At 68.6% G+C, this 11,701-nt stretch carries 12 protein-coding genes, 1 tRNA gene and 1 pseudogene; 5 read left to right on the forward strand and 9 right to left on the reverse strand.

Features of this window, described 5'->3' with window-relative positions; all coding sequences use genetic code 11:
* Positions 1-69 precede the first annotated feature (69 nt).
* Together ABS361_10330 and ABS361_10335 are read left to right on the forward strand one after the other, a co-directional pair.
* The gene (locus tag ABS361_10330; GenBank protein XBY46565.1) at positions 70-405 is read left to right on the forward strand and encodes an NIPSNAP family protein; all 336 of its coding nucleotides are present in this window, start codon (positions 70-72) and stop codon (positions 403-405) included.
* Positions 402-746 carry an antibiotic biosynthesis monooxygenase gene (locus tag ABS361_10335; protein XBY46566.1) on the forward strand — a complete coding sequence of 115 codons (345 nt, stop codon included), beginning with the start codon at positions 402-404 and terminating at the stop codon, positions 744-746. The genes ABS361_10330 and ABS361_10335 overlap by 4 nt, the downstream gene beginning before the upstream one ends.
* Positions 747-787: 41 nt before the next feature.
* Here ABS361_10335 and bmt read toward each other — a convergent pair whose 3' ends face one another.
* The 8 genes and pseudogenes from bmt to ABS361_10375 form a co-directional block, all read right to left on the reverse strand.
* A complete protein-coding gene (bmt, locus tag ABS361_10340) occupies positions 788-1,819 on the reverse strand; it encodes a betaine--homocysteine S-methyltransferase (protein XBY46567.1) in 1,032 nt (343 codons plus the stop codon).
* A gap of 215 nt (positions 1,820-2,034) precedes the next feature.
* Positions 2,035-2,111 (reverse strand) — tRNA-Pro (locus tag ABS361_10345).
* Positions 2,112-3,238: 1,127 nt separating this feature from the next.
* Positions 3,239-3,499: pseudogene (locus tag ABS361_10350) on the reverse strand (MerR family transcriptional regulator).
* 24 nt (positions 3,500-3,523) lie between these two features.
* Entirely contained in the window at positions 3,524-3,838 is a 315-nt protein-coding gene (locus ABS361_10355; protein XBY46874.1) for an integration host factor subunit alpha, read from the reverse strand.
* Between the two features lie 200 nt (positions 3,839-4,038).
* A complete protein-coding gene (locus tag ABS361_10360; protein XBY46568.1) occupies positions 4,039-5,016 on the reverse strand; it encodes a beta-ketoacyl-ACP synthase III in 978 nt (325 codons plus the stop codon).
* Positions 5,013-6,080 (reverse strand): phosphate acyltransferase PlsX, encoded by a 1,068-nt coding sequence (gene plsX, locus ABS361_10365; GenBank protein ID XBY46569.1) that lies wholly within the window; start codon positions 6,078-6,080, stop codon positions 5,013-5,015. Before plsX ends, ABS361_10360 begins: the two co-directional genes overlap by 4 nt.
* Positions 6,081-6,208: 128 nt before the next feature.
* Positions 6,209-6,781 carry a DUF177 domain-containing protein gene (locus tag ABS361_10370; GenBank protein XBY46570.1) on the reverse strand — a complete coding sequence of 191 codons (573 nt, stop codon included), beginning with the start codon at positions 6,779-6,781 and terminating at the stop codon, positions 6,209-6,211.
* A 208-nt stretch (positions 6,782-6,989) separates the two neighbouring features.
* Positions 6,990-7,571 carry a ubiquinol-cytochrome C chaperone family protein gene (locus tag ABS361_10375; GenBank protein XBY46571.1) on the reverse strand — a complete coding sequence of 194 codons (582 nt, stop codon included), beginning with the start codon at positions 7,569-7,571 and terminating at the stop codon, positions 6,990-6,992.
* A 295-nt stretch (positions 7,572-7,866) separates the two neighbouring features.
* Between ABS361_10375 and ABS361_10380 the strand changes: the two genes are divergently transcribed.
* The 3 genes from ABS361_10380 (at position 7,867) to ABS361_10390 (ending at position 10,891) form a co-directional block, all read left to right on the forward strand.
* Complete coding sequence (locus tag ABS361_10380; protein XBY46572.1) at positions 7,867-8,322, forward strand: outer membrane protein assembly factor BamE; 456 nt, start codon at positions 7,867-7,869, stop codon at positions 8,320-8,322.
* 333 nt (positions 8,323-8,655) lie between these two features.
* Complete coding sequence (locus ABS361_10385) at positions 8,656-9,942, forward strand: FAD/NAD(P)-binding oxidoreductase (protein ID XBY46573.1); 1,287 nt, start codon at positions 8,656-8,658, stop codon at positions 9,940-9,942.
* 172 nt (positions 9,943-10,114) lie between these two features.
* Positions 10,115-10,891, forward strand: coding sequence for an SRPBCC domain-containing protein (locus ABS361_10390; protein ID XBY46574.1), 777 nt, complete (start codon positions 10,115-10,117; stop codon positions 10,889-10,891).
* A gap of 143 nt (positions 10,892-11,034) precedes the next feature.
* On the opposite strand, the gene ABS361_10395 is transcribed toward ABS361_10390, so the two are convergent.
* Complete coding sequence (locus ABS361_10395; protein XBY46575.1) at positions 11,035-11,667, reverse strand: hypothetical protein; 633 nt, start codon at positions 11,665-11,667, stop codon at positions 11,035-11,037.
* Between the last annotated feature and the right edge of the window lie 34 nt (positions 11,668-11,701).

The raw sequence follows: 11,701 nt of genomic DNA on the forward strand, positions 1-11,701 counted from the left end.
AGCGCCGTGCAAGCGGCTAGTTTCGTGCCTGTCCAGCGCCGGACGGTCCGGCGCGACGGGAGACAGCCCATGATCGTCGTCCACATCCGCTACCAGATCGATCCGTTCAAGCGTGCGCTGTTCCAGGCCTATGCGGAGGCCTGGGGGCGGATCATCCCGCGCGTCGGCGGCCGGTTGATCGGCTATTTCCTGCCGCACGAGGGGACGAACGACATCGCCCATGCGATGATCGGTTTTGCGAGCCTCGCGGACTACGAGGCCTACCGGGCGCGGCTCAGAGCCGACCCGGCCGGCTTCGAGAATTTCCAGTTCGCCGAGCTCGAACACCTGATCCTGAGAGAAGAGCGCACGTTCCTGGCGCCGGTCGCCGGCACGATGCGCCTCGCCGAAGAGGAAGCCCGATGATCGCCGTCATCTTCGAAGTGCGCCCACATCCCGACCGCATCGAGGAGTATCTCGCCCGCGCCGCCGAGCTGCGACCGATCGTCGAGGCGCTCGACGGCTTCGTGTCCGTCGAGCGGTTTCGCAGCATCACCGATCCGGGCAAGATCCTGTCGGTGTCGTTCTTCCGCGACGAGGCCGCGCTCGACGAATGGCGGCGCACGGCGGCGCATCGCGAGGCGCAAGCCGCGGGTCGCGGCGGCATCTTCGAGGGCTACCGGCTGCGCATCGCCGAGGTCATCCGCGATTACGGCATGGACGATCGCGCTCAGGCGCCGCGCGACAGCGTCGCGGCGCATGGCTGAGCCGGCCGGGTGCGTGATTGCGCCCCCTCGGCCGAGACGTCTCAACCGCGCCGGCGGTTGCGGCGCTCGCGGCCTTCGCCTTCTGTCGCGGCCGGGGGCGGCGATTGCAGCGGGCCGACGTCGGCGACGATGGCCTCGAAGGTCGGCCGGTCGCCGCGCGTGTGCGTGTCGATGGCATGGCGCATGGCGGCGAGGTGCGTCGGCGAGGTGCCGCAGCAGCCGCCGATGATGCGGACGCCTGAATCGATCGCGAGCTTGGCGTAACGGCCCATCAGCTCGGGCGTGCCGGTGTATTTGACCTGATCGCCATCGACCTGCGGGATGCCGCAATTGGCCTTGGAGATCACGATCAGATCCGGATCGGCCGCCGTCATCGTGCCGACCGAGACCAGCGTATCGGAGGCGCCGACGCCGCAATTGGCGCCGATCGCGACCGGCGCCGGATGGAGCGCGTGGGCGAGATCGGGCATGCCCTGCGGCGGCAGGCCCATCATGGTGCGGCCGGCGGTGTCGAAGCTGCCGGTGATCGTGTAGGGCATGCCGAGCGCCTGGGCGGCCGCGGCGGCGGCGCGCATCTCTTCCGGCGCCGACATGGTCTCGATCCACACCACGTCGATGCCGCCGTCGATCAGGCCCTCGATCTGCTCCTTGAACACGTCGACCGCTTCGGTCTCGGTCATCGGGCCGAGCGGCTCGAACAGGTCGCCGGTCGGGCCGACCGAACCGGCGACGATCACCGGGCGTCCGGCCGCATCGGCGACGGCGCGGGCGTTCTCGGCCGCCATCCGGTTCAGTTCGCGGGTGCGCGCCTGCAGATCGTGCAGCATCAGCCGGCGACGATTGCAGCCGAAGGAGTTGGTGAGGATGATGTCGGCGCCGGCATCGACGAAGCTCTGATGCAGCGCGCGGATCCGATCGGGGTGGATCTCGTTCCAGAGCTCGGGCGCGTCGCCGGAGGTCAGGCCCATGTTGAACAGGTTGGTGCCGGTGGCCCCATCGGCGAGCAGCACCGGCTTCGTCGCCATCAGCTCGGCAAGCCGATTCGGGCGGGCGGCAACGGCTGTGTCGGACATGGCTCAACCTCTTCTCGAACGGGCGGTCGGCGGCGCGCGCACCATGCGGACCCGGGCTGCCGGCTCTATGATATGGGCACGCTTGTCTCAGAGAACGAGCGCCGTGTCATGTCCTCGCGCGACATGGCAGACGGCAGGCATGGTTTTGAGCGCGGCGGCGCGATCTGCGGCGGCTCGCGCCGTGGGGCAACCACTTGTCCGATCTCTTTGGAAAATGGTCGGAGCGAGAGGATTCGAACCTCCGACCCCCTGCACCCCATGCAGGTGCGCTACCAGGCTGCGCTACGCTCCGACTGAGCGCCGGATTAGACTGTTTCCGAGACCCGCGCAACCTCTTTCAGGGCACGGCGGCGGCGCCTTCCACCGGCATCGGCCGGCCGTGCGGACCTGCAAGCGCCCCGCCCCGCCGCAGTCCGACGGCGGCTCCGGAGTGGGATACCATCCGATGGGATCGGATAGGCTCTCTCGATCTCGCGGACGCAAACCTGTTCCGACCGGAGCGGCTCCCTCCGGCCGGGCCTTGCTCTAGCGCACCTGATCGAGCAGGCGCTTGCACTCGAGCAGCTCGAACAGCGTCGACTGCAGGCGCCGGATTTCGTCGCGGGTGAGGCCCTGCTGAGCGCGGGGCGCACCCGGCGCGGCGTGGGCCTCATCGTGGCGGCCGTGCGGGCGCAGCTTGTCGATCAGTGCGCCGATCGCCGAGCGCGGCTGATGATCGGGCTCGTCGTCCTCGATCGGCACGGCGCGGGCCTGCTGGGCCGGGGCTGCGGCCGGCGCGCGCGCAACACGCAGCGGATGGGCGATCGGCTCGACGGCGCGGACATGGGTCGCGCGTGGCACGGGCGCCTCGACCGAGGGCTGGGACGCAGGCTGCGGGGATTGCGAGGTCGGGCCAGGCCGGGCGCCCGGCTCGGCGCCGGCGAGCCGAGGCGCGAAGCGTTGGGCGATCGCCGCGGCCGAGCCCTCGGCATCCTCGTCGTCGCCGGCCTGGGTCCGCGCGTTTTCGCCGGCCGCGAAGCGCGGATCGGGGCGGGCGTCGCCGCGCGCGACGGGCGGGCGCTCGTCGGCCGGCAGACGGGCGGCGAGCGGCGCCCGCGGATCGAAGCGCGGCTCGTCGAAACGGGGTTCCTCGAAGCGCGGGCCTTCGAAGCGCGGCCCGTCGAAGCGAGGCGGTTCCGAGCGCGGATCGGGCCTGAGCGGCCGCGGATCGGGCTCGCGGCCCTGATCGACGAAGCCGCGATCGCCGAGCTCGGGCGCATGGGCACGCGCCTCGTCGGCGAAATCCTCCGGCGCGTCGAAATCCGCATAGGCCGCGGACGCATCGTCGAAATCGTCTTCGGCTTCGGGGAAATGGCCGGGTGCGGGGCTCCGTGCCGGGCCGCCTTCGACCCGCGACGGCTGCGGGGCGCCCTCGTGCCAGACGTTCATGACGAAGCGGACGCCCTGATCCTTCAGGATGCGCTGGACGCCGCGGATCGTATAGCCTTCGCCATAGAGCAGGTGCCGGATGCCCTTGAGCAGTTCGACATCGTCGGGCCGGTAGTAACGACGGCCGCCGCCGCGCTTCAGCGGCTTGATCTGGGCGAAACGCGTCTCCCAGAAACGCAGCACATGTTGCGGGAGATCGAGATCCCCCGCGACTTCGCTGATCGTCCGGAATGCATCAGGGCTCTTGTCCACGGCACGCAACCACGAGGGCTACGATCAGTTGCCGCTGTCGTCGCCCAATGTCTCGTTGATCCGCTGCTTCAAAACGTTCGATGGCTTGAAAACCATGACCCGCCGCGGAGAGATCGGCACTTCCTCTCCGGTCTTGGGATTACGTCCGATGCGCTCGCCCTTAGAGCGGACAAGGAACGATCCGAACGACGAGAGTTTCACCGACTCGCCCCGGACGAGGCAATCAGAAATTTCGTCGAGGACCATCTCGACGAGATCGGCCGACTCCGTGCGGGACAGGCCGACCTTCTGATAGACCGCCTCACAGAGGTCGGCACGCGTGACAGTCCTACCCCCCATAATGCTCACCCCCGGATCAACCCATGAGAAGACCGCGCCGATCCGGCGAAGTCTCTCTGTCATGAAGACAATTTCCGTTCTCAACCCAGGAGACGGTAGGGCGTCCGAGCCGGACGGTCAACTGCGCGCGGCGCCGCGCAGGCCGATTCCGTGATGAAAAATATAAACGAAATCAATGGTGCAGTGCGATATGTCAGCGATCACCAGCGGATCATCACCGAACCCCAGGTAAAGCCGCCGCCCATCGCCTCCAGAAGGACCACGTCGCCGGGCTTCACACGCCCGTCGCGAACCGCCGCATCGAGGGCGAGCGGGATCGATGCGGCCGAGGTGTTGCCGTGGTGATCGACGGTCAGGATCACTTTTTCGGCATCGATGCCGAGCTTCTTGGCGCTGGCGTCGATGATGCGCTTGTTGGCCTGATGCGGCACGAACCAGTCGATGTCGGCGGCGGTCATGCCGGTCGCGGCGAAGGCGGCCTCGATCACGTCGGCGATCATGCCGACCGCGTGCTTGAAGACCTCCCGACCTTCCATGCGCAGATGGCCGGCGGTCTGGGTCGTCGACGGGCCGCCGTCGACGTAGAGCTTGGCCTTGTGCCGGCCGTCGGAGCGCAGGCAGGAGGCGAGCACGCCGCGATCGGCCATGGTCCCCTCGCCTTCCGCTGCCTCGACCACGATGGCGCCGGCGCCATCGCCGAACAGCACGCAGGTCGTGCGGTCGTTCCAGTCGAGGATGCGCGTAAAAGTCTCCGCGCCGATCACCAGCGCGCGGCGCGCCATGCCGGCACGGATCTGCGCATCGACGGTCGCCAACGCATAGACGAAGCCCGAGCAGACCGCCTGGATGTCGTAGGCGAAGCCGCGCGTGATGCCGAGCCGCGCCTGCACCTCGACGGCGGTCGCGGGGAAGGTGTTGTCCGGCGTGGCGGTGGCGAGCACGACGAGGTCGATGTCATCGGCCGTCACGCCGGCCGCCGCCATGGCGCGACGGGCGGCTTCGGCGGCGAGATCGGAGGTGTATTCACCCGGCGCGGCGCGGTGGCGTTCCTTGATGCCGGTGCGCTCGACGATCCACTCGTCCGTGGTGTCGACGAATTTGGCCAGATCGTCGTTGGTCAACGTCTCGGCCGGCAGATAGCTGCCCGTGCCGCGCACAACGGTTCTCACGACGGTCACTGCTCTTCACCTTGTTCGGCCGTCAGCTCGGCGTCGAGCCCGGCGCGCTGATAGAGGGAGACGCCGCGGGCGATCCGGCTCTGCAGATCGTTGCGGACCATCTCGTAGCCGAGTTCGATCGCGGCCGCGAAGCCTTCGGCGTCGGTGCCGCCGTGGCTCTTGATCACCACGCCGTTGAGACCGAGGAACACGCCGCCGTTGACCTTGCGCGGATCCATCTTCTCGCGCAGGCGGTCGAAAGCGGACTTGGCCAGGATGTAGCCGAGCTTGGCGAGCCAGGTCCGGCTCATCGCCTGCCGCAGATAGGCGGCGATCTGCTTGGCGGTGCCTTCGGCGGTCTTCAGCGCGATGTTGCCGGCGAAGCCCTCGGTGACGACCACATCGACCGTCCCCTTGCCGATGTCATCGCCCTCGACGAAGCCGACGTAGTCGAGCTCGGCGAGGTTCGCCTCCTTCAGCAGGCGCGCGGCGGTGCGGACCTCCTCGACGCCCTTGATCTCCTCGACGCCGACATTGAGCAGGCCGACGGTCGGCCGCTCGATGCCGAACAGCGCGCGCGACATGGCCGCGCCCATCACGGCGAAGGAGACGAGCTGATCGGAATCGGCGCCGACGGTGGCGCCGACGTCGAGCACGATCGACTCGCCCCGCGTCGTCGGCCAGATCGCCGCGATCGCCGGGCGCTCGATGTCCGCCATCATGCGCAGGCAGAACTTCGACATGGCCATCAGCGCGCCGGTGTTGCCGGCGGAGACGCAGACATTGGCCTCGCCGGTCTTCACGGCGTCGATCGCCTTCCACATGCTCGACTTGCCGCGCCCCTGGCGCAGCGCCTGGCTCGGCTTGTCGTCCATGCGGACGACCACGTCGGTGTGGACGATCTTGGCGGCGTTGACGAGCGCCGGGTGCGCGGCGACCAGCGGCTCGAGGCGCGCCTTGTCGCCGTAGAGCACGAAGCGGATGTCCGGGCGACGCTCGAGGGCGAGCGCAGCTCCGGGCACGACCATCTCGGGCCCGGCGTCGCCGCCCATGGCATCGAGCGATATGATGATGGATTGAGGCATCGGTCCGTGTCAGAGGCGCCGGTGGTCCGGCGAGGCGCGGACAATAGCGCTTTCGAAGGGGCTGACAACAGCAAACTGCGGCCCGGAACCGGTCCGGGCCGCAGGGTTGCACGCGATCCCGCGCAAAGTCAGTCCTTCTTGAGCTGGGCGAGCGCGGCGAAGGGCGAGATCTTCTCGTCCGCCGGCGGCGCCAGCCCGAAGGCGTCGGGATCGAAGGCGATGCCAGGCTTGCGCGGATAGGGATCGAGGCCGAGCGCCAGATGCTCGGCCGCGAGCACGCCGACATCGATGCCGTCGCCGTCGAGCACGTCGGGGATGTCGAGCGTCTCGGCATCGAGCTCGATCTCGCCCTCCTCGTTGTGCTTGGGCTCGAACTTGGCGATCTCCGAGGCCGGCACGAACTTGACGTCGAGCGCCTCGTCGACGGTGTTCTCGACCGGCTCGAGCGTCACGACGCAGCTCTGTACCACTGTCGCGACCACGCGGCCCTCGACGCGGTAGCCGTGGGCCGTCCAGGGCTTGACCGTCAGGGTCGCCTCGAAGGACGGCAGGTCGACGAGATCGAAGGCCTCGGCGAGCGCCTGGCGCTCGGTCGGGCTCGCGGTCAGCGTGACGGTGGTGCCGGACAGGCCGACGTCGGCCAGCGGCACGACGCGGCTGAAGGGGGGAGCATCCTCGGCTCCGGTGACTTGGGTGATCATGAACAGTGTCTCCTCGTCGCCGCCCGGCGACGGTTGGAATGGCTCGCATCGCCGCGGCGACCGTCGAGATCCTGCGGCGCCGACCAGCGGCGTCGCAGCGGGATCGTCTGCGCCTCTCGCCGGAGACGGCGCGCTCGCCACGTCCGTTACCGGACGGCGAGCCCGCCGGCCACCCGCGCGGGGAACGACCGGACGCGGCGCGGGTTCCTCAGGCCGGCACAGCACGGGCCAGATCGGGGTAAGCCGGATCGGGCCTGGGCAGTTTGCCTGCTTCCATGTGTTGAAGGGATGTCGCCGCGAGGCACGCGCGCGCGGCGACCGCATAGGTCGCGAGAACCGGGACGCCCGACGGCGGCGGGGCCGCGCCGGGGAAGACATTGCGGCAGAAGGCCGCCTCCAGGCCCGCACGGTCGCCGGCATCGAGTGCCGCCGTGTAGGCCTGCAGGCGACCGTTGTAGGCGGCCGCCAGCTTCTTCATGCGTTTGGGGATCGCGACGTCGCCGATGCCCATTTCGCGCAAGGACCGGTCGAGCTCCAGGAAGAAGCGATCGACCAGCGCCTGGGCGAGCGGGCTCGGCCCTTTTGTTTCCTCCTCCCCGCTCCGCGCATCGGCGGCGAGACGGTCGACGGCGAGAGCCATGTGCAGCACGAGCATCTCGAAGCGACCCTCGACGCTGTCGGGAACACCGGCGTCGAGATAGAGCGCCGGCTGCCGCGCCGCGGCCACGATCGCATCATAGAGCGCTTCGGACGGATCCGGCGCCTTGCGTCGGAACAGCGACAGGATCATGGGGCTCTCTCGTCGACGCGCCGGCGAACCGCCGCCGCGCGAATGGGTTGACTGGCGTCGAATGATCCGGGGCCGTACCGACCACCGGCGAAGCGGCCGAAGGTGCGATGCACCGCGGCCGTTTCGTTGCCATCCGGTCCTTGCGGACCGGGCGCCGTTGTCATTCGACCTATCGCAGGATAGGGAGAATGCCAAGCAAGCTTCGAGACGCGGTGCGAACCGCGCCCAAAAGGCGATTTCGACGAGCGGGAGTATCGAGATGAATTGTGGCGTTTCCTTCGGGGCCGGTTCCGCGATGCGCGCCGGTCGGACCCGCGGCCTGCGCGGCCTCGCCCTCGCCGGCCTGACCGGCTTGGCGCTGGCACTCGGCGCCTGCGCGGAGGAGATCGACCACGGCTACGTGCTGTCGGAGAACGCGCTCGCCCAAGTCCAGGTCGGCTCCAGCCGCGAGCAGGTGCTGCTCGTGCTCGGCACGCCCTCGACCACCGCGACGATCGGCGGCGAGGCCTTCTACTACATTTCTCAGAAGTCGAACCGCATCGCGGCGTTCATGACGCCGAAGGTCTACGATCAGACCGTGCTCGCCGTGTATTTCGACGACAAGGGCAAGGTCAAGGAGATCAGCAACTACGGTCTGCAGGACGGCAAGGTGTTCGACTTCATCGGCCGCAAGACCAAGACCACCGGTCAGGACATCGGCCTGATTTCGCAGATCCTCAAGGCGAACCCGGCCGTGCCGATCCCCAAGTGAGCGCCGCCGGGCCCCGCCCGGTCCCCTGCATCGCCGTCAGAGATTTACCCCCGTCCGGGATCCCGGGCGGGGGTTTTGTTTTTCCGCGCCGCGCCCGGCCTCTCGCTCCGGTCGCCGTCAGAGCACTCGTCGCGGCATCCGCTCAGCGGACCAGCCGGGCACACCCGCTCCGTCATGCCCACCCCGTCGTGCCCGTTCATCAAGCCCGCGGCATCCCCCGAAAGGACTAGATTGCGTTTTCCCATAATATAAGCATATGCTAAATTACAAAGATAAGAGAGCGCGTGTCAGCGACAGGGCTACCGGACAACAGGCTCTCGGGAGGAGACGGACATGGCAAAGGTTGTCGTACTGGGCGCCGGTCTCGGCGGCGTCGTGATGGCTTATGAACTGCGCGACGTGCTCGGGCGCGAGCACGAGATCGCGGTCGTGAACAAGGGCACGCGCTATTCGTTCGTGCCGTCCAATCCCTGGATCGCGGTCGGCTGGCGCGAACGGGAGGACATCGAGGTCGATCTCGCGCCGGTGTTCGCACGGCGGGGCATCGCGCTGCATGCCGAGGGTGCGGCGCGCGTGCACCCGGCCGAGAACCGCATCGAACTGACCGACGGCACGATGGTCGACTACGACCACCTGGTGATCGCGACCGGCCCCGAACTGGCCTTCGACGAGATCGAGGGTTTCGGCCCGTCGGGCCATACCCATTCGATCTGCCATGTTGACCACGCGCTCGACACCAAGGCGGCGTTTCAGCGGCTGATCGCCAATCCCGGGCCGGTGGTGCTCGGCGCGGCGCAGGGTGCGTCGTGCTACGGGCCGGCCTACGAGTTCACCTTCATCCTCGACAAGGCGCTGCGCGACGCCAAGGTGCGCGACCGCGTGCCGATGACCTTCGTGACCGCCGAGCCCTATATCGGCCATCTCGGCCTCGACGGCGTCGGCGACACCAAGAGCCTGCTCGAGAGCGAGCTGCGCCAGCATCACGTCAAGTGGATCTGCAACGCCAAGGTCGACAAGGTCGAGGCCGGCCAGATGCAGGTCACAGAGCACAACGACGACGGCAGCGTCCGGCAGAGCCATGAACTGCCCTTCGCCTTCTCGATGCTGCTGCCGGCGTTTCGCGGCGTCGAGGCCGTGCGCGGCATCGAGGGGCTGACCAACCCGCGCGGCTTCATCATCGTCGACAAGCATCAGCGCAACCCGACCTTCCCGAACGTGTTCGCCGTCGGCGTCTGCGTCGCGATCCCGCCGGTCGGCAAGACCGCCGTGCCGGTCGGCGTGCCGAAGACCGGCTTCATGATCGAATCCATGGTGACGGCGACCGCGCACAACGTCGCCGGCCTCCTCGCCGGCAAGACACCCGACGCGCAGGCGACCTGGAACGCCGTCTGCCTCGCCGACTTCGGCGATGGCGGCGTCGCCTTCGTGGCCCAGCCGCAGATCCCGCCGCGCAACGTGAACTGGTCGTCGTCCGGCCGCTGGGTGCACGCGGCCAAGATCGGTTTCGAGAAGTACTTCCTGCGCAAGATCCGGCTCGGCCAGGCCGAACCGTTCTACGAGCGCCTCGCCCTGCAGGCGCTCGGCATCGACAAGCTCAAGGCGATCAAGCTCGACGCTTGAGGCCCCCACCGGCGCTCGGGCTCCCGACCGGATCCCCCTCCCCGATCCGGGGCCCCTCTTCCCCTGGCGCACGCGACGGCGGCCGGAGCGATCCGGCCGCCGTCGTCGTTTGCAGAGACGTCGACATGTGACCACCTAGACACGTGACTATAAAGGCACGTATAAGGAGGTCATGGACGACATCTTCGAGGCGCTCGCTCACCCGATCCGCCGCGCGCTGCTCGACGCCCTTCGCGAGAAGGACGGCCAGCGGCTCGCCGATCTCGAACGCGGACACGGCATCACCCGCTTCGGGGTGATGAAGCACTTGCGCATCCTGGAAGCCGCCCATCTCGTCGTGACGCGCAAGGTCGGACGCGAGAAGCTCCACTATCTGAATCCGGTGCCGATCCAACAGGCCGCCGATCGGTGGATCTCCCGCTATGCCGCGCCGTTCGCGCGCACGCTGAACGATCTCTCCCGTGTAGTCGAAGGAGACAGGTCCATGGCCGACAAGGCGCCGAAACACGTCTGGGAACTGTTCGTGCGGGCGACGCCCGCCGCGATCTGGGCGATCCTCACCGACGACGCCAAGACGCCGCTCTGGCAGCATTTCAACATGACGTCGCAGACGGACTGGCGGCCGGGCGGCGCGATCACGTTCTTCGCCGGCGACCGGCCGATGATCGTCGGCGCAATCGTCGCGCTGGAGCCGCCGCACCGGCTGGTGCACAGTTTCAGCGCGCAGTGGTCGCCGGATGTCGCCAGCGACCTGCCGTCGCGGGTGACCTGGGAGCTCGTGGCGATCGGCGACAGCGCGACCAAGATCGTGCTGACCCACGACGACTTCGCCGGCGAAACCGCGACCAGCAAGGCGGTCGGCGGCGGCTGGCCGGAGGCGCTGTCACGGCTGAAGACGCTGGTGGAGACCGGCGAACCGTTCATCATCCCGGCGCCGAGCGCGGCGTGACGCGGCCCCGAGCAACCTAATGGACCGGGCGTCCGATCAGGACGCCCGATCAGCGTGACATCAGAGCGACCGGCCCGGCGTCGCGTGTGCCTTGATCGGCGTTTCGGCACGATCCGATGGCGCCACCGGACGCCGGCCGCGCCTCACTTCTCCGGAAAGCTCATGACGATCGACTCGACGACCGGGCCCCACTTGAGCAGGCGCTTGTCGTCGGAGGCGACCGAGACACCGTCGCCCGACAACGCATCCGGCGGATTCTCGCCACCGAAGCGGATGCTCAGCGTGCAACCGCCGGCGAGCGGCTGGCCGAGCGCCCCGCCCTTCCAGTCGTTGACATAGCCGCCGTAGTCCCAGCCGAAGCCGGCGATCCGGAACGGCTTGCCGTTCACCTTCTGCACGGCGGCCGGACCGGCGCCGACCGCAAGGCCGGCGATCGACCACCGGTGCGGTGCGGCCCCGCGCGACAGCGTCGCGGTGACGTCGCTCGGGCGCGTCATGGCCTTGTCGGCGAAGGCGATCTCCAGCCGCCGATCCGGCGATTTCGGATAGAGCACCAGCACCTTGATCTCGGTGCCCTCCTCGCCGACCACCTTCTTGGCGAAGGCCGCATCGGCGCCGAAGCGCTTCATGATGTCCTTGGCGCTGTCCTTCGGGCCGACGGGCGCGGTGCAGGAGACCGTATCGGCGGTCTCGGCGCGGGCCGCGCCTGTGGCTCCGGCCGCGCTCAGGCCTGCGAGGACGACGACGGCGGTGGAGGTGTGGGAGATCCTGGCCATTGCGTCTCCTCGGGGCGGAAATCGGCATCGTCGA

It is taken from the genome of Ancalomicrobiaceae bacterium S20, assembly GCA_040269895.1.
GTDB classification, from domain to species: Bacteria; Pseudomonadota; Alphaproteobacteria; order Rhizobiales; family Ancalomicrobiaceae; genus Methyloraptor; species Methyloraptor flagellatus.